Source organism: Pseudarthrobacter sp. NPDC080039 (genome assembly GCF_040702335.1).
Taxonomy (GTDB): Bacteria; Actinomycetota; Actinomycetes; order Actinomycetales; family Micrococcaceae; genus Arthrobacter; species Arthrobacter enclensis_A.
On sequence record NZ_JBFBKY010000024.1, the window covers coordinates 40,731 to 57,508 of the forward strand.

The 16,778-nt window shown below is 63.2% G+C and carries 14 protein-coding genes and 2 pseudogenes; 5 read left to right on the plus strand and 11 right to left on the minus strand.

Annotated features, from left to right (window positions below; genetic code table 11):
- Window positions 1-211: 211 nt before the first annotated feature.
- The 6 genes from AB0313_RS18540 to AB0313_RS18565 form a co-directional block, all read right to left on the minus strand.
- On the minus strand, window positions 212-1,690 hold the full coding sequence (locus AB0313_RS18540) for a mannitol dehydrogenase family protein (protein ID WP_366307377.1): 1,479 nt from the start codon (window positions 1,688-1,690) through the stop codon (window positions 212-214).
- A 228-nt stretch (window positions 1,691-1,918) separates the two neighbouring features.
- Window positions 1,919-2,599 (minus strand): nucleoside/nucleotide kinase family protein, encoded by a 681-nt coding sequence (locus AB0313_RS18545; protein WP_366307379.1) that lies wholly within the window; start codon window positions 2,597-2,599, stop codon window positions 1,919-1,921.
- Window positions 2,599-3,603: an NAD(P)-dependent alcohol dehydrogenase gene (locus AB0313_RS18550; RefSeq protein ID WP_366307411.1), complete on the minus strand. Its 1,005-nt coding sequence runs from the start codon at window positions 3,601-3,603 to the stop codon at window positions 2,599-2,601. Before AB0313_RS18550 ends, AB0313_RS18545 begins: the two co-directional genes overlap by 1 nt.
- Before the next feature lie 109 nt (window positions 3,604-3,712).
- Window positions 3,713-4,630: a carbohydrate ABC transporter permease gene (locus tag AB0313_RS18555; RefSeq protein WP_366307381.1), complete on the minus strand. Its 918-nt coding sequence runs from the start codon at window positions 4,628-4,630 to the stop codon at window positions 3,713-3,715.
- Window positions 4,627-5,595 (minus strand): sugar ABC transporter permease, encoded by a 969-nt coding sequence (locus AB0313_RS18560; RefSeq protein WP_366307383.1) that lies wholly within the window; start codon window positions 5,593-5,595, stop codon window positions 4,627-4,629. Before AB0313_RS18560 ends, AB0313_RS18555 begins: the two co-directional genes overlap by 4 nt.
- A 63-nt stretch (window positions 5,596-5,658) precedes the next feature.
- On the minus strand, window positions 5,659-7,014 hold the full coding sequence (locus AB0313_RS18565) for an extracellular solute-binding protein (protein ID WP_366307385.1): 1,356 nt from the start codon (window positions 7,012-7,014) through the stop codon (window positions 5,659-5,661).
- 351 nt (window positions 7,015-7,365) lie between these two features.
- Between AB0313_RS18565 and AB0313_RS18570 the strand changes: the two genes are divergently transcribed.
- Together AB0313_RS18570 and xylB are read left to right on the plus strand one after the other, a co-directional pair.
- Window positions 7,366-8,316, plus strand: a complete 951-nt coding sequence (locus AB0313_RS18570) for a sugar-binding domain-containing protein (RefSeq protein ID WP_366307387.1) — start codon at window positions 7,366-7,368, stop codon at window positions 8,314-8,316.
- A complete protein-coding gene (gene xylB, locus AB0313_RS18575) occupies window positions 8,313-9,713 on the plus strand; it encodes a xylulokinase (protein ID WP_366307389.1) in 1,401 nt (466 codons plus the stop codon). The genes AB0313_RS18570 and xylB overlap by 4 nt, the downstream gene beginning before the upstream one ends.
- A 192-nt stretch (window positions 9,714-9,905) precedes the next feature.
- Here xylB and AB0313_RS18580 read toward each other — a convergent pair whose 3' ends face one another.
- Together AB0313_RS18580 and AB0313_RS18585 are read right to left on the minus strand one after the other, a co-directional pair.
- Window positions 9,906-10,685: an ATP-binding protein gene (locus AB0313_RS18580; protein WP_366307391.1), complete on the minus strand. Its 780-nt coding sequence runs from the start codon at window positions 10,683-10,685 to the stop codon at window positions 9,906-9,908.
- Window positions 10,636-10,941 (minus strand): hypothetical protein, encoded by a 306-nt coding sequence (locus AB0313_RS18585; protein ID WP_366307393.1) that lies wholly within the window; start codon window positions 10,939-10,941, stop codon window positions 10,636-10,638. The genes AB0313_RS18580 and AB0313_RS18585 overlap by 50 nt, the downstream gene beginning before the upstream one ends.
- Before the next feature lie 940 nt (window positions 10,942-11,881).
- On the opposite strand from AB0313_RS18585, the gene AB0313_RS18590 reads away from it, so the two are divergent.
- Window positions 11,882-12,676 (plus strand): response regulator transcription factor, encoded by a 795-nt coding sequence (locus tag AB0313_RS18590; protein ID WP_366307395.1) that lies wholly within the window; start codon window positions 11,882-11,884, stop codon window positions 12,674-12,676.
- 27 nt (window positions 12,677-12,703) lie between these two features.
- On the opposite strand, the gene AB0313_RS18595 is transcribed toward AB0313_RS18590, so the two are convergent.
- From AB0313_RS18595 to AB0313_RS18605, 3 genes and pseudogenes are all read right to left on the minus strand, one after another.
- Entirely contained in the window at window positions 12,704-13,174 is a 471-nt protein-coding gene (locus AB0313_RS18595) for an Hpt domain-containing protein (protein ID WP_366307397.1), read from the minus strand.
- Window positions 13,175-13,846: 672 nt separating this feature from the next.
- Window positions 13,847-15,106, minus strand: a complete 1,260-nt coding sequence (locus AB0313_RS18600; protein WP_366307399.1) for an IS701 family transposase — start codon at window positions 15,104-15,106, stop codon at window positions 13,847-13,849.
- A gap of 91 nt (window positions 15,107-15,197) precedes the next feature.
- Window positions 15,198-15,968: pseudogene (locus AB0313_RS18605) on the minus strand (transposase); the annotation flags it as partial.
- A gap of 88 nt (window positions 15,969-16,056) precedes the next feature.
- On the opposite strand from AB0313_RS18605, the gene AB0313_RS18610 reads away from it, so the two are divergent.
- Together AB0313_RS18610 and AB0313_RS18615 are read left to right on the plus strand one after the other, a co-directional pair.
- On the plus strand, window positions 16,057-16,263 hold the full coding sequence (locus tag AB0313_RS18610) for a hypothetical protein (RefSeq protein ID WP_366307401.1): 207 nt from the start codon (window positions 16,057-16,059) through the stop codon (window positions 16,261-16,263).
- Between the two features lie 72 nt (window positions 16,264-16,335).
- A pseudogene (locus AB0313_RS18615) lies at window positions 16,336-16,527 on the plus strand (DUF4193 family protein); the annotation flags it as partial.
- Window positions 16,528-16,778 lie beyond the last annotated feature (251 nt).

Genomic DNA, 16,778 nt, shown 5'->3' on the forward strand with positions numbered 1-16,778 from the left:
GGTTGGCCACTTGAGCCAAGGGCTTCGGGCGCGTCCCGCTTCCGGGGGCAGCGCGTGAGATTGCCCCCGGACCGAGTCCATTTTGAAAGTGTCGAGAAACGTCGTTAGCGAGCACCTAAGGTAACTTGGGCGCTGGCACGACGTGACCGTCACCGCATGGCCTTCGCATGCGTGTCGTCGGCGCTGCCCGGGGGCGGTGTTGTCGTGGAATTTAGAGCCCCGGATTTAGGGAGCGTAGGGTGCCTTTCGCGCCGTGGTCGTGGAGGCTGGTCAGCGCGTCGGAGTAGGCCTTGACGAACCGTTGATCATCGATGAGGTCGCCGAAGACTTCGCGGTCCGAGATGAAGGACAGTGGGTCCTGGCGCTGCCGAGCGGCGGCGGCCATCAGAGTGTCCTTCAGGCGGTCCACTACCTCAATCGGGTTGCCCTGCTCGTCGGAGCCTTCGTCGTACCGTGCCCAGCTGGCCACGATGGCTGCCGAGCGATGGATTTGGCCGCCATGTGCCAGATTGATACGGATCACTGGAAGGAGCCACTTGGGAATACGGTCTGAGCTTTCTGCGCACAGCCGGGCCAGGGTGTCGCGGACGTGCTCATTTGAGAATCGTTCGATGAGAGTGTTTTTGTAGGCGTCGAGGTCGATGCCGGGGACCGGGTGCAGGGTTGGCGTGGCTTCTTCGTCCATGTAGTCGAGCAGGAACCGGGAGAACAGGGGGTCTTGGCAGACTTCGTGGGCGTAGCGGTACCCGGCGAGGTAGCCGAAGTAGCACATGCCCTGGTGGCTGGCGTTGAGCAGGCGTAGCTTCATGAGCTCGTAGGGTTCCACGTCTTTCACGAGCTGTACTCCGACGTTTTCAAATGGTGGTCGGCCCAGGCTGAAGTTGTCTTCGAGTACCCATTGTTCGAATGGCTCGCAGACCACGGGCCATTCGTCTTTCACGCCGAATTCTTCCTCGATCGCGCCGCGGTCTTCGTCGGTGGTGACGGGGGTGATTCTGTCGACCATGCTGTTGGGGAAGGGTACGTTTTCCTCGATCCACCGGCCAAGCTTGGCATCTTTGAGAGAGGCGAAGGCGGTAAACATTTTCCGTGCGACGTCGCCGTTGCCCTGAATGTTGTCGCAGGACATCACCGTGAATGGCTCCAGACCCCGTTCGCGGCGCCGGGCAAGGGCCTCGGTGACCAGCCCGAAGGTTGTCCGCGGTGCGGATCCGGGCTGGAGATCGTGGATGACATCGGGGTTCTCGGTGTTGAATTCACCGGTGACGTGGTGAAAGTTGTAGCCGCCCTCGGTCACAGTGAGCGAGACGATGCGGATTTCTTCGGAGGCCATTTTCTCGATGACAGCTTCTGGGTCCTCGGGCGCGAAAAGGTATTCGATGATCGAGCCGATGACGCGTGCCTCCCGGGTGCCATCCGGGTTTTTCACGACAAGTGTGTAGAGGCAGTCCTGGGCCTCCATGACCTGCTTCATGCGGGCGTCTCCGGGGAGCACCCCGACGCCGCAGATCGCCCAGTCAAGGGCGTGGCCGGCGTTCATCAACCGGTCCAGATACATGGCTTGGTGCGCGCGGTGAAAGCCTCCGACGCCGAAATGGACAATTCCCGCCGTGAGAGCTGAGCGGTCATAAGAGGGTTTGCCTACAGCAGCGGGCAGTTCCCGGAGAGTCGAACTGGTGAGTGTATGCATGTGTTTAGCCTTTCGGGATGTGCTGGTCGATCGATGGGGAGCCTGTCCCCGGGCGCATGCCGGGGCGGGTCACTTTCCCGCAAACAGTCAATGATCTTTGCCTTGCCGGGAAGGGCAGACAGTGCGCTGAACGTGTCCGGGATGGAGCCGCGGTCACCGTTTTCGGCTAAGACCCGACGGGCTGGTTTCAGCTGGTGGCATTTGCTGTCTCCTTTTCTTATGCAGGGGTCAGGACCATTGGATGGTCCGGTCTGCCGCGTCACGGGTGGCCTCGATCAGCCGGGCGTTGATTTCGTCGGATCCGGCCGCCCACGCGTGTGCTGCGGTGCGGTCTTTGCCGAAGAGGATGTGCCTGTCAACGAGCCGGGACAGGCGCAGGTGCCGGGGTGTATCCAGGAACCACACCTCGTCCAGCTGGGCCCGGACCTGTTGCCACGGGGGCGGTTCCGCGAGGAGGTAGTTGCCCTCGGTAATGACGAGCGGAACGGCTGCGGGTATTTGAATGGACGCGGCCACAGGTTCGTCGATGCTGCGGCGGAAATCGGGCGCGTAGACCACCTGCTCGTCCCGCCGTGCAAGGCGCTGCAGCAGTGAGAGGTATCCGCCGACGTCGAACGTGTCGATGGCGCCTTTGCGCTGCCTGAGCGGTGTGCCATCGATGATGGCGTTACCCAGGTGGAAGCCATCCATTGGTACCACCACCGCGGAGCCTGGGCCGAGGTGTTTTTGCAGGCAGGCCGCAAAGGTGGACTTACCGGAACCGGGTGCGCCGGCGATGCCGAGCAGCATTCTCTTCCCGTCGGCGAGGCGAAGCCGAAGATCTGCCACCGCCCGTTCCACCTCCTGTGATTGGAGGGTGTCACCTTCCGGCCGCTGACTCCCGGGTTGCCGGGCGTTTGGCAGGTCCATCAGTGGCCCGGGTAGACGATGGCTTTGAGCTGGCCCGGCTGCTGGGCGGCGTTCAGGGCCGCTTCGGCATCGTCGAGCGGGAACTTGCCGGTGACGAGGACATCGAGATCGATCTTTCCCTCTGCCACGAGTTGGATGGCCAGGGGCCAGGTGTTGGTGTAGCGGAACACCCCGGAGAGCCAGATCTCGCGGTTCTGGATGTAGGAGACGGGAAGTTCGACGTCATCTGCCCCCAGTCCGACCAGGATGACCGTTCCGGCCGGCCTGACGGCTTTGATGCCGGAGCGGACGGCCTGCGGGGCGCCGGACGCGTCGATGAAAGCATCGACTTCCAGCCCTTCCACGGTGTCCGTCTTCGCGTTGAGTGCGTGGGTGGCCCCGTGTTCCAGGGCGAAGGCCAGACGGTCCTCAGCAATGTCCGTGATGTGGATTTCGGTCGCGCCGAAGGCGCGGGCAGCCTGGGCGGCGATGATGCCGATCGGGCCGGCGCCTGCGATGAGCACGCGGCTGCCGGGGCGGATCCCGGCGCGTTCACACGCCCAGAGGCCCACTGAGAGCGGTTCGATCAGGGCGGCCGCCTCGTCGCTGACGCTGTCCGGGATGTCAAAGGCGAAGTCAGACTGGATCGTCACGTACTCGGCGAACGCGCCATCGATCGGCGGGGTGGCGTAGAACTCAATGTCGGGGCACAGGTTGTAACGGCCTGCTTTGCACTGCTTGCACGTGCGGCACGGGCGCTGGGGTTCAACGGCAACGCGCTTGCCGATACGGGAGGGATCAACCGCGCTTCCCACCGCGGCGATCCGGCCGGAGAGTTCATGGCCAAGGATCAGGGGGTGGTCCACGATGTAAGGACCGATCCGGCCGTGTTCGTAATAGTGGACGTCGCTGCCGCAGACGCCGACGGCGGCGACCTGCACCAGGACCTGGTCCGCGTCCAGGCGCGGGACCGGCAGTTCCTCCAAGGCCATGTCGCCCTGGCGTTTCAGAACAGCGGCGCGCATTGTGGCGGGAAGCTCGGGCTGCCCGAGCGCCGAAGACTGTGCGGTAGATGTCGTCACAGGAGTATTCCTTTGAGATGAAAAGTGGACGGGCAGGTCGCGGCTCGGGGCATTACTTCACGGCGCCGAGGGAGAGGCCCTGGACGAGTTTGTCCTGGGCGGCGAAGCCGGCGAACAGGACGGGCAGGGAGATCACCACGGCGGCCGCGCAGACCTTGGCCAGGAACAGTCCCTGGCTGGAGACGAACCCGGTCAGGAACACCGGGGCGGTACCCGCCACGACACCGGTAAGGACGCGGGCGAGCAGCAGTTCGTTCCAGCTGAAGATGAAGCAGATCAGGGCGGTCGCGGCGATGCCGGGCATCGCGACGGGCGCGACGATCTTGCGCAGGATGAGCAGGAGACCTGCCCCGTCGATCTGCGCGGCTTCGAGCATTTCCTCCGGGACTTCGGCGAGGAAAGACCGCATCATCCAGACCGCGATGGGCAGGTTCATGGACGTGTACATGAGGATCAGGAACCAGATGTTGTCCAAGGCGCCTGTGGTCTTCGCGAACAGGTAAAGGGGAAGGATCGCGGCGACCACGGGCATCATCTTGGTAGAGAGGAAGAAGAACATGACGTCCGTCCACTTCTTCACAGGCTTGATTGATAATGCGTAAGCCGCCGGGATGGCCAGAACCAGGACCAGGACCGTGGAAAGGATCGAGGCCATCGCGGAGTTAATTAAGGGCGGCCACGGGCTGACGCCTGAACTGGCACCGAAGAACTCCTTGTACGCATCCAGTGTCAGGTTTGCTGCGATCGACGGGGGATTGGTCGCTGCGTCGGTTTCGGAGTGGAACGAGGTCAGGATCATCCACAGGACAGGTGTTGCGAAAAGCAGTGCCAGCAGCCACGCCGCGATCCCTGCTGCGGTGCTGTTCCTGGTCGGATCCATCCGGGTTTTACCGCGGCGGCGGGAGCTGGACTTCGACGCGGTCGGGCCTATGGGGGCGCCCTGGGGCGCGGTGGGAGTGAGGGTGCTCATCGACCTGCCTCCTTCTTGAAGAGCGAAAAGACGGTTCGGAGGGCGAAGGTCGCCACGATGATGGTGCCGATGACCACGACGACACCTGCCGCTGAGGCGAGCCCGTACTCGTTGGCGAAGTAGAACGTCTGGTAGATGGCGTAGGGCAGGTTGGCGGTGCCCAGGCCGCCAGAGGTGAGGGTGAAGACGGCGTCGAAGTTCTGCACGATGTAAATGGCGCCGAGCAGCCCCCCGAGCTCCAGGTACTGGCGCAGGTGCGGCAGCGTCAGATGCCGGAAGATCGCCCAGGGCGTGGCGCCGTCCATTTGGGCGGCCTCGACGGTGTCCATGGGCCGGGACTGGAGACCGGCGAGCAGGATCAGCATCATGAACGGTGTCCACTGCCAGACCAGCGAGGCGATCACGGCCATCAGGGGAGCCTGGGACAGGAGGTCCGGTTGAGGCGGGGTGTTACTGCCGAACAGGGACCAGAACCAAGTCAGACCACCATTGATCAGGCCGTAGGTCGGGTTCAGGATCGCGTGCTTCCAGATGAGGGCGGCTGCAACGGGAACGACAAGGAACGGGGCGATCAGCAGGGTGCGGGCCAGTCCGCGGCCGATGAACTTCTTGTCGAGCAGCAGAGCCAGCCCAAGGCCGATGACGAGACTGGCGAGGACGACCGAGACGGTAAGGATGATAGTGGTGAAAATGGCCTGTCGCAGGTCCGGGTCGGTCAGAACCGTGGCGTAGTTCTGGAAGCCGGCGAATCCTGTTTGGTCCGGGCGCAGGCTGTTCCAGTTCAGGAACGAAATGATCAGGGTCACCACGAACGGAAGCTGAGTGACGATGATAAGGAAGATCAGGGCCGGCAGCAGCGGCGCACGCCGAGCCCAGGCCAGGGCACGTTCACGTGACCTGACGTTCTTGGAAGGTTTGGGTGCGCTGTGTCCGTGGCGGGGGATACGCGCTGTGGCTGTTGTCATGACGGTCTCCTGCGGTTCTGTGGACCGCCGGCGGTGGCCCACAGAACCGGTTGGTGGGGATGGCTACTTGGCTTTGTACTTGTCACCGATTTTTTGTGCGGCGTCCTGGCCCTTGGCCAGCGCGTCGGCCACGGAACCCTGGCCCGCAATGGCGGAGCTGACACCCTGGGAGACCGTGGTGCCGAGGTCGGCGAACTCAGGGATGCCGACGAACTGAACACCGATGGCGGGACGGGGCTGGACACCGGGGTTCTTCGGATCCGCGTTTTCAATGGCGGTGCGCTCAGCCTGGAAGAACGGGGCGGACTTCTGGAAATCTGTGTTCTCGTAGGTGGAGATGCGCTTGCCTGAGGGGACCTTCGCCCAGCCCAGCTTTGAGGCCACGAGTTCCTCGTACTTCTTCGAGCTGGCCCAGGCAATGAACTTGCCGGCAGCGTCCTGCTTCTTCGAGGCCGCCTGTACGCCCCATGACCAGGTCCAGAGCCAGCCGGAGGACTTGGTCTCCTTCACCGGTGCCTGCACGTAGCCGATCTTGCCCTTGACCGGGGAGCTGTCCGCTTCCAGGGACCCGGCCGCGGAGGTGGCATCGTACCACATGGCCGTCTTGCTCTGGCTCATGTTGTTCAGGCACTCCGTAAACCCGGCCTGCGCCGCACCGGCTTCACCGTGAGCGCGGACCAGATCCACATAGAACTGGGTGGCTGCGGTGAATTCGGGGGCGTTGACCTTGGCGTTCCAGTCCTTATCGAACCAGGTCCCGCCGAAAGTGTTGACAACCGTGGTCAGCGGGGCAAAGACCTGTCCCCAGCCGGGCTGGCCACGCAGGCAGATGCCCTTCATGCCTGGGGCCGCGCCGTCGGCCTTGGCCGCGAGGTCCGCGACCTGGTCCCAGGTGGGCTTCTCCGGCATGGTCAGGCCCTTGGCGTCGAAAATGTCCTTGCGGTACATCAGGAACGAGGACTCACCGTAGAACGGCTCGCCATAGAGTTTGCCGTCCTTGCCCGTCAACGACGCGGTGTAGGCCGGCAAAATGTCCTTCTGGTTGAAGTCCGCGTTCTTGGCCACCGTGTCATCGAGCGGTGCAAGCCAGCCGTTCGCGGAATAAAACGGGATCTCGTAGTTGGACAGCGAGGCAACATCGTACTGGCCGGCCTGGCTGGAGAACTCCTGGCTGATCTTGGCCCGGACATCGTTCTCCGGCAGCACCGTGTAGTTGACCTTGATGCCGGTGTCTTTCGTGAAGTTATCCGCCGTGAGCTTCTGCAGATCCTCCATCTGAGGGTTGTTCACCATCAGGACGTTGATGCTGTTCTGATCGCCGACAGACGTGCCGCCACCGGCACCCGAACAGGCCGACAGGGCCAGGGCAAAAGTAATAGCACCGGCCGCGACTGCGGCCGAACGGGACTTGGGTCGCATAAGGACTCCTTTGTTCTTCTGAGGTCGGGGTACCGCTGTGCGTCTGCTTTCCAAGGACGTTCGGCGCCTACACTCACGCCGCCGCACGACTTCATCCCGCAGCGAAAGACCGGCGTTTCCCGGGATCTTTCACTGCACACACGCATTTGGCCGCCAATGCTGTCGGAGCCACCGGCAGGCCTCTGTGGGGATTCCAGGCCCAGATGTCAGGGGCAACCAACACCCGCTTATTTTGCCAACTGCACATCTGAGCGACCCGGAACCGCTCATCTGTTAAGTGACTCTAGTCATATATACTCATTTGAGCAACAGGCCGCACTCAAACGTTATGCCGGTGGAAAGAGCAAGAACATGCCCGAACAATCTCATGAGGAGCTTCTGGCGCGCATCGGCAGGGAGTACTACCTGGAAAACCGCCCGAAAGTGGAAATAGCCGCCAACTATCAGCTCTCCCGGTTTCAGGTCGCGCGGCTGCTCGCCGAAGCCCGCGAGAACGGCATCGTGGAAATCAAGGTTCATTTTCCGTCCCATCTCTCCACCGCCGATGTGTGGCGGATTGAGGCTTCCCTGAATGTGCGCCAGGTCATCGTCGTGGACGCAACGGGTGACGAAACCCAGGCCCGCGGGATCCTGGCAAAGGCCGCCGCCAAGGAAATCTCACGTCAGACGCCCCCGGGCGGGACCCTCGGTATCTCCTGGTCCCGCACCCTGGACGTTGCCTCCCGCCTGGTCGGAGAACTTCCCCGCTGCGACATCGTCCAGCTCGCCGGCGCCCTTCCGGCCGAAGCGGACAGCAACCCTCTGGAACTCATCCAGCGGCTGTCACATTTGAGCGGCGGACTGGCTTGGCCCCTGTGGTCGCCCTTGGTGGTTGAGGATCCGGCAACGGCATCGGGGCTGATGCGTCAGCCGGAGATTGCCGGGGCCCTGGCCAAGGCCGACTCCCTTGACCTGGCTGTGGTAGCAATCGGCGCCTGGAAGCCGGGCTGCTCCACGGTTTGGGAACGGGCGGACCCGGCGGTGTGCGAAGAAGCGGTGTTGGCCGGCGCTATAGCGGAATGTTCAGGGCGGCTGCTGAATTCAGCCGGAGTTCCGGTCGAATCCGGATTGGATGAGCGCATCATAGCCGTCACCATCAAGCAGCTGCAGCGGACCCCGCGGGTGATTGCGATTGCCCAGGGAGAAGCCCGGGCAGATGCGGTGCGCGCCGTGGCCGCGGCCGGGTTTGTCACCACGTTGATCGTTGATGAGCCGCTGGCCAAAGCCCTGAATGACCTGAGTGATGAGGAGAACAGTCAATGAGCATTGTCATCGGGGTGGATTCCTCCACCCAGTCCTGCAAAGTTCTCGCCGTGGACGCCCACAGCGGAGACATCATCTCTTCGGGGGCAGCCCCGCACCCGGACCGCACAGCGGTGCACCCTGAAGTGTGGACGTCCGCGCTGCGTAAAGCATGGCAGGCCGCCGGCGCGGACCGGCTGGGTGGCTCCGTCGCCGGCGCCAGCGTTGCCGCACAGCAGCATGGAATGGTCGCCCTCGACAGTACGCGAACACCCGTGTACGAGGCCTTGCTGTGGAACGACACCCGCAGCGCGGCGGACGCGGCACGCCTACGCGATGAACTGGGACCCGAAGGGTGGGTTGACGCCGTCAACCTTGTCCCGGTCGCTTCGTTCACCCTCACCAAGCTGGCGTGGCTGGCACGAAAAGAACCGGACGCCGCAAGCCGGATTGCACAGGTAGTGCTGCCCCATGACTGGCTGAACGGCGCCCTGGCCGGCGAGTTCACCACCGACCGAAGCGACGCCTCAGGCACCGGCTACTACTCCGCCGTGACCAACAGCTACCGCACCGACCTGCTGGAACGCTTCTTCGGACGCGTGCCCCAGCTGCCTCGTGTAGTGCCCTCTGACGAACCGGCAGGAATCGTGCAGAGCGGTTGGGGAATTGACGGGGCACTCCTGGGCGCGGGCGCCGGTGACAATGCCGCAGCAGCCCTGGGACTTGGCATCCGTTCCGGCGAACTTGTCGTCTCCATCGGCACCTCCGGAACCGTATTCACCATGACACCGTCCCCTGTCCCTGATCCGACCGGGGCAGTCGCCGGTTTCGCGGACGCCACCGGCAATCATTTACCCCTCCTGGCCATGCTCAACTCCGCCCGTGTCATGGCCGCCACCGCCTCAATGCTTGGCATCGACCTGCCAGCACTCGATTCGCTGGCCCTTGCCGCCGACAAGGACGCAGGAGGGCTGACATTCCTGCCGTACCTGGACGGGGAGCGAAGCCCCAACCTTCCCCACGCGACCGGATCCCTGACCGGTCTCAGCAGAAGCAACATGACCCCTCAGAACGTCGCCCGCGCCTCCGTGCTGGGCGTACTCAATTCATTGGCCGACGCCATCGACATTCTTAAACAGTCCGGCGTAGCCCCGGATAAAGTTTTACTGATCGGAGGAGGATCGAAGTCCACGGCACTGCGCCAGGCCGCAGCCAGCATTTTCGGGGTGCCCGTCGAGATCCCTACAACGAAAGAATACGTGGCCCTAGGGGCTGCCCGGCAAGCGGCATGGTCAGCCTCCGGAAGCCTTCCCAACTGGCACCGGAGCGTTGAAGCGGCCTACGAACCCGAAGGACACTGGGGTGCCGAGGTGCGTGGCCGCTACATCGACGCCCGGAAAAACATCTACGGCGTCTGAACACCATTGTGATGGCAGCGACGAACGCGGCACCGACGCTCCCATCGGGTGAATCCGCCCCTGTCCCACATACGAAGGGATGGCGATAAAACATCGCTTCGAGAACCCCGGATCCGGCCATTTCGAAGAGCCGATAGTGGAGGTTCTGTCGGGTTGGCCCGCCCGATTTGGTTCTATGTCCGATCGGTGCGTCTACGTGGCTCGTTTTTTGCGGAGGTACTCGCGAGGGCCTGGGATGGCGAAATCGACCTTGCCGTACGCGGGTGCCTCTATGAGTCCAGCGGCGATGAGCCGGGCCCGGTAGTTGGCCACAACGTTGCTCTTGGCGTTGAGCCGCTTGCCGATGTCGCCGGCGGCAACAGCACCATCGTCTTCCGCCACGGCACGGAGGAAGTCCTTGTCCTTCGCCGAGGCAGTGGTAAGAGCTGCTTCGATCACCGTCATCTCGTAGCGGCGACGGGCTGCTGCAATGGCCTGGGTGACGTTTTCCGCTTCCAGGGTGAGGTCGTTGATCTCGGCTTGGCGCCATAGCTGGTAGCCGATGAGCTGGATCAGGAAGGGGTGGCCACCGGTAGCCTCGGCTGCACGCCGGATCTGATCGTTAGGGATCCTTATTCCGGCCTGCCGGAACGTGTCTTCGTAGGAGCGCTGAACTTCGTTGACGGCCGCGGCATGCAGGTCGATCCGTTCTGCCCGGCGCAGGAACGTGGCGACTCCCTCGTTCAGCAGGTCCGAAACCGCCGCCGGGAGCCCCGCGAAAATCAGACCGATCGGCAGCCCGTCGCGAATGAAGTGCTGGACGTCGGCGGCGAGTTGGGAAAGTTCCGTGCGGTCAGCCGAATGGATTTCGTCAACGGTGAAAAGCAGCCCGGTCTTCTTTTCGGCTAGCAGGCTCAGGAGTTGGCCGCCCAGCCTCCGCCAGTCAACCTGCCTTTCGGCCGGCAGCTGGGTGGTTAGAGTGAAGCCGGCCACGCCAAGGGCGGTGATTCGGCGTCCGGCCGGGCCGGGGGGCGAGTTCTTCCAGATGAAGCCGCATCGTCTCGCCGATCGGGCCCACAAAACCGGGCGTGGCGATTTCGGAGATGACAATCCAGCCTTGCTGCCGGGCTTTGCCCTGGGCCGCGCTCAGCAGCGCAGTTTTCCCGATGCCGCGGGCGCCAGTGATGATGGTCAACAGTCCCGGCGCGCCAGGACCCAACCCAAGGCCGTACTCGAACTCATCGAGCATTCCCTCGCGCCCAATCAGTTCTGGGGGAGTAGACCCCGCAGTGGGGCGGAAGGGATTGGGCAACGCGCGCATCTGTGGGTCCTTGTGAGTTTTGTGAGTCGCTGTGCGTCTACTTCCTCATAGCTATTGCCACCCAATTCTCGGGCTCTCGTCATCTATGGCGGCATCTGCTGCGGCGGCAGCGTCAGGATAGTCCGAGTCCCGTTTTGTTGACAGTGGGTCATGACTTTCTTAGATCCCACCCCGACAGTGGCTGGCAAGGAAATCGGCAGTGGGCAACCTCGAGAATGATCAAAATGATCCCCAATTTCTGGACTCGATGGGTCCGGCTCGGGCAGTCGGTGGATGTGTCACCGGTTGTAACCGGGGCGGGCGCCGAAGGAAGACTGGTAGCTCCTCCCATTGGCCACGTTCTCCCTCGTCAGGCGCCTGTGACGTCAGGTTTGGGTGTACTTCAAGAGATGTGATGGTGTGGGGCCTTTTTCTTCTTTTCGGCCAGGGGCGAGCGTTTCCTTGGTGCTGGTGACTTCTCCCGCGTGGGTGGAGCGGTGAGGTCGCCCACCTGGTGCATCTTGTGGGAGTTGGGCTCGTCGCCCTTTCCGGAGGCAAACCGACGGCGATGACTATCAGGTCCCCGTCCTCCACCAGGCCCATTTACTGAAGTGCTGGCTGATGTTTTTCCCGGTCAGGAAGGTGACACCGGACATCGCTGAGTTGGGCGTAGCCGGGTTTTGTTCGGATAGAAGGGCAGCACGGAACTTGGGGACGTCCGGGCTGCGTGGCGCCGGGACGCCGTGCTTCTATTCATCCGGTATTGCGACCCGTAAGCAAGGTTGGACTGCGTGAGGCGCCTGTTTGGTTGTAGCGTGGAAATGTGGTCCCCGGAAATCGCGTCTGCGCTGGGCGGTCAGGGATTTTCGGAGCACTCAGTGGAGGGGTCATGGGCGAACTGGGCGTGGCCGTGATTGTTGAAGACGATCTGGATGTGCGCGGGCTCTTGGAAGCTGTGCTGGTTCAATCAGGTTTTGAAGTTCACACCGCGGTGTGTGGCAGGGAAGGGGTTGACAGGGTCCGTGAGATCGGCCCGGATGTGGTGACTTTGGATGTTGGCTTGCCTGACATCGATGGTTTTGAGGTTCTTCGCAGGATTCGGAAGTTCAGTACCGCGTACATTGTGATGCTCACCGGCAGGGAGGACGAGGCCGATGTGTTGGCCGCGCTGCAGGGCGGCGCTGATGACTACATCACCAAGCCGTTCCGCCCGAGGGAAGTCCGGGCTCGTATCACTGCGATGATGCGCAGACCCCGCCACGGGTCCGAGGCAGCGGCCGCAGGCACATCCGGGACTGTCCCTCCGGCGTCCGGCGAGTCGCGGAGCAGCGGCTCCATCCTTCGCTGCAACGGGTTGGAACTCGACTACCGGCGACGGACTGCTTCGCTCCACGGAAGAGCGCTCGAGCTGACCCGGAGCGAGTTCGAGCTGCTCCATGAGGTGATACGGGGAGCGGGCGCGGTGCTGTCACGGACTGGCTTGGTCCGCGCGGTCCGGGCCGGGCAAGACTCCGATGATACCTACGTCAGTGACGCGGATGAACGCGCTGTCGAGGTCCATATCGGGAACATCCGCCGTAAGCTCCGCGACGATCAGGAGTCGCCCCGTTGGCTGGAGACCGTGCGCGGTGTCGGCTACCGGTTGCCCCGGCCGAAGACGTCCCCGCCACATCGACGTGGATAAGGCTGCTCGGGGCGCCGGCGGAACTGATCAGGCAGAGGGCAGGTCATGCCGGCGCTGCAGTTCAGCGACGGTGTCGTGGCCGTCGGCGTCTATCAGGGCCAGCAGGGCCCGGGCCTGCTGAAGGTCTCCTTGCCGGAGAGCCGTTTCCAGAATGTGGCCCAGACGCGCCAGACGGGCACCGCCCACCATCGCTGAGGTAACCTTCAGGCTGATCACCGGGTCCAGAGCCGCGTCGAGGTCTTCCTGCGCGACAGAGTTCGTTAGCCGGGTGTAGCGCTGGCTCCACAGTCCCGCGTAGTCGCGGACAAACTTCAGTGACATGTCAGGCGCACCGAGATCTTCGGTCAGTTCTTCGAGGACGACGGGGTCCAGCAAGGGCAGCGCACGCACGTCCGGGGAGCCTATGTATAGGAAGGCAACTTCCGCAGCGCCCGACACCGCGAAGGGGCCCGGTACCTCGGCGGGGTCCCCTGCGTGCGTCGATGTTGAAGCGCCCATCATCCCACGCTACGTCCACCCGGGTGGGCGGAGGGCCAACGTGGGCTAATCCTGCGGAAAGACTTGGCTGACTTGAGCCGGCCCTCCGGCCGGTTCGGCTGGCCCTTGCCCGCTTTGGCGGTCGGGCCGTTTTTTGGACACGAATTTTGGGCAGATTCGGTCCGGAGATTCCTCGCGATGCTTTGGGGAAATCAGCGGTTCACCCCGGAGGTTAGCGGACGGAGCTAATTCTGGTTTGCTGCTCTCGTATGAGCCCCCGGGGACCCTGCGCAGTCTTGCAGGCCGGGTGCGGAAGCAAACAGGAGAAGGAGAATACTGCCTTGGTGCTGATTTCACTCCGGCGGCGACTTGAGCGCAACCCCGACTGAGTTCGCGGCACCGTCGCTCTTTGGACAGGGACACCAACACAGTCAATATGGTGCCGACCCAGGCAAGTCCGGAGAGGAACACCAGGGCGATAGCCGCCAAGGGGTGCATGGCGAAAGTCTAGGGCCGCAGGCGTGGAAGTCAGAGGTGAAACTCCGGAGCATCAGAGCCCTTGCCGGGCGGGCGGGTCTTCTTGGTTACTCCTAGTAGTACTTTGTTAGGTTGGTGCTCGTTGTCGGCAGTGGGGGCAGTGGCCGAGCCATGCGGCGAGGACTCGTTGGAGTTCCTTCAGGATGCCGTAGAGGCTCAGGCTGCCCCATCTGCTTTTGGGTTGGCGAGCCGTAGCCGGGTTATGAAGAGGTGGGCTGCGGTGACGAGGGTGGCGTGGCGGTGCCAGCCGGTGAAGGAGCGTCCTTCGAAGTGGGCAAGGCCCAGGCCGGTTTTGAGTTCGCGGTAGTCGTGTTCGATGCGCCAGCGCATTTTCGCGAGCCGGACCAGGGTTTTCAGGGGCGTGTCGGCGGGCAGGTCGGAGAGCCAGTAGTCGGTGGGTGCTGGCTCGTGGGCAGGCCATTCGGCGAGCATCCAGGCCTCGGGCAGCGACCCGTCCTTGTTCAGTGGAATATCGCGGTTGGCGGGACGAACGCGTAGGGCCAGGAAGCGTGATTTCATGGCTGCGGTCCGGTTTCCTGGACTGTTTTTGGTGCCGTGGCGCCAGGTGGCCTGGCGCAGGTGTTTGCGTCCTGAGGCGAGGGCGAGGTCCCGCAGCGAGGAGGGGCCTTCGCGGTACCGGTCCGCGCCGCGGGGTCCTCGGCCGCTGTAGGGCACGGGTTCGGGCACCGCGTGGGTGGGATGGGCGCTGGTGGAGGCCTTGACCGCGAGAACGTGAGGGATGCCGCGGTCAGTCAGGCCTTGACGGAACGCGGTGACTTCCCCATATCCGGCATCGGCCACGACCACCGGCGGGACCAGCCCCCAGGCCTTGATTTCATCGATCATTTCCAGCGCCTGGGACCATTTCGTGCGGTGCCGGACAGTGTCCGGGATCCCTGCCCGCTCCCGCCGGGCCTGCACTGAAGCGGCGGCCTCGTTCGTCTCTGCGCACGTATCATCCCAGGCCTCAGGGACATACAGCCGCCAGTCCAGCGGGCAGGACGCCGCGTCGGTGGCCGCATGCACGGACACCCCGATCTGGCAGTTCCCGATTTTGCCCAGCGTGCCGGAGTACTGGCGGGCCACGCACGGGGAGGACGGCCCGTCCTTTTTGAATCCGGTGTCATCGATGACCCAGGCCTCAGGCCTGATCGTCTCAACCGCCAGATACGCCAGCCGGCGCCGCGCAGGCTCCACCGCCCAGGTCGAGGACGCCACGAACTGCTGCAACTGCTGATGATCCACGCCAAGCCGTTCTGCCATCGGCTGGATCGATTTCCGCCGGCCATCGAGCATCAGCCCCCGAAGATACAGGCTGCCCTTGGCCCGCTGATCCCTCCGCGGCAACGACGCAAAAACCTCCGCAACATAGTCCTCCAGCCTGCCCCGAACAGCCGCGATCTCCTCGTCCTTCACCCCCCGAAATTAACAGACCCCGCAGGGGATTAAAAGACCAACACCCAAAAACCTAACAAAGTACTACTAGGGCTAGACTCTTCTATGTCTGTCAAGCCGCGTTCATCCGTGTTGCTGACGTGCTGAGTGTCCGGTAGATGCGGCGAGCCAAGTAGCGTTTGATGCAGCGACGGATTTCCTTATCGGTACGCCCCTCGGCATGTCGTTTCTCCACGTAATCGCGGGTTTCGCTGTCGTGGGTCATCTTGACGATCGCGACCATGTGCAGGGCACTGTTCAGCGAACGGTCACCACCCCGGTTCAACCGATGCCGGACCGTGTTCCCGGAGGACGCGGGGATGGGATTCACCCCGGCGAGGGAGGCGAACGCTGCCTCGTTTCGGACCCTGCCTTCGTGCGACCACGCAGCGAGGCACTTCGCGGCGCTGATCGCTTTGAATCCCGTCTCCTCCAGCAGCGGTGCGGCCTCGCTGACCTTCACCAGTTCGTCCAACTGCTTCTCGTTGGCCGTGAGTTGCTCATCCAGTGCCAGGACGTGTTTGGCCAGCCGCGCGGCCTCGGCGCGGGCGACGGACAGGGATAGTTCTTCTTCACGGGACCGCCACTTTGAGACCTCGGTGATCTGAGTGCTGGTGAGCTTCCTACGGGCGTCGATGCCAAGGTCGTTGCTGCGCACCAAGGCGTTGAGCGCGTTGATCGCCCGAGTGCGGTCCTTGGCCATGGATTGGCGCGCCGTGACCAGAATCCTCACGCCCTGGCGAACCCCGTCATGCAGACGGGGGCGGCGCAGTTTCGCTACCGTCAGCGGAAGAGTGGACATGGCGATCTGGTGGGCATCCAGGGCATCGGACTTGCCCACGCCAGGAAATAGACCTCCCCGATCCCGATACCCGAGGGAAATCATCAGTATACTTAGCTTGTTGACGCGTAACGGTTGTGGAGGCTTCACGATGAGCGTTGAGAACCCCCGGTCGCGAGCTCGGTCCTTGATCGACGCCGACGATGTATCGCTGTTCGACTTGTGGTTGGGCTACTGGGCCGAAGGCGGCCAGGGCGGTGAAATGGAACTCGATGCTTTCATCCGTGGCATCCCTCTACTGGACGATTTTGACGAGGTCATTCTGGGCTGGGCCGTGGAGCAACTCTCCGTGCCCTGAACGGGGCGGCGGATCCGGGCGCGCGCCGGCTCCAGCCACGTCGGCCCTTGTTCCACTCCATCAGTAACGCGTCTGGACGAAGCCGACGCCCTCGACGAAGGGCTGACTCCCGGCGGTGAAATCGTCTCCGAGGAACTCATCGTCCAAGTCGTCCCGCAGGGCATGGACGAGTTCACCTGCGCATCCTGTTTCTTGGTCAGGCACAGGTCCCAGCTCGCCCGCGAAAGCAACGGCTACGCATACTGCGTCGAATGCGAGGAATGACGTGCCCTGCATACTGTGGGACATCACATCTGGATGTAACCCGAGAGTGGAAATCCCTCCAGAGGGATGCCAGGCAAAGTCTTGCGGGGACACGCCTGCCTGCGGAAAACTCGGGGGTACGCCGAATTGATGAAAAATTTGCAGCGGGACACACCGTGTCAATGGCCATTAATTTCTGCCCACGGGCGGCCAGTTAATGTGCCCGCTGGTGGCCAGTAAAACTGCCCGGTGATGGCCAACAGATCTGCCCA

What these genes read in the sequence shown, in the direction of transcription:
- AB0313_RS18595 (WP_366307397.1), bottom strand. Translation starts at nt 13,174, where the DNA reads ATGGGCGCTTCAACATCGACGCACGCAGGGGACCCCGCCGAGGTACCG.
- AB0313_RS18585 (WP_366307393.1), bottom strand. Translation starts at nt 10,941, where the DNA reads ATGCTCGATGAGTTCGAGTACGGCCTTGGGTTGGGTCCTGGCGCGCCG.
- xylB (WP_366307389.1), top strand. Translation starts at nt 8,313, where the DNA reads ATGAGCATTGTCATCGGGGTGGATTCCTCCACCCAGTCCTGCAAAGTT.
- AB0313_RS18555 (WP_366307381.1), bottom strand. Translation starts at nt 4,630, where the DNA reads ATGAGCACCCTCACTCCCACCGCGCCCCAGGGCGCCCCCATAGGCCCG.
- AB0313_RS18610 (WP_366307401.1), top strand. Translation starts at nt 16,057, where the DNA reads ATGAGCGTTGAGAACCCCCGGTCGCGAGCTCGGTCCTTGATCGACGCC.
- AB0313_RS18570 (WP_366307387.1), top strand. Translation starts at nt 7,366, where the DNA reads ATGCCCGAACAATCTCATGAGGAGCTTCTGGCGCGCATCGGCAGGGAG.
- AB0313_RS18545 (WP_366307379.1), bottom strand. Translation starts at nt 2,599, where the DNA reads ATGGACCTGCCAAACGCCCGGCAACCCGGGAGTCAGCGGCCGGAAGGT.
- AB0313_RS18550 (WP_366307411.1), bottom strand. Translation starts at nt 3,603, where the DNA reads ATGCGCGCCGCTGTTCTGAAACGCCAGGGCGACATGGCCTTGGAGGAA.
- AB0313_RS18560 (WP_366307383.1), bottom strand. Translation starts at nt 5,595, where the DNA reads ATGACAACAGCCACAGCGCGTATCCCCCGCCACGGACACAGCGCACCC.
- AB0313_RS18565 (WP_366307385.1), bottom strand. Translation starts at nt 7,014, where the DNA reads ATGCGACCCAAGTCCCGTTCGGCCGCAGTCGCGGCCGGTGCTATTACT.
- AB0313_RS18590 (WP_366307395.1), top strand. Translation starts at nt 11,882, where the DNA reads ATGGGCGAACTGGGCGTGGCCGTGATTGTTGAAGACGATCTGGATGTG.
- AB0313_RS18540 (WP_366307377.1), bottom strand. Translation starts at nt 1,690, where the DNA reads ATGCATACACTCACCAGTTCGACTCTCCGGGAACTGCCCGCTGCTGTA.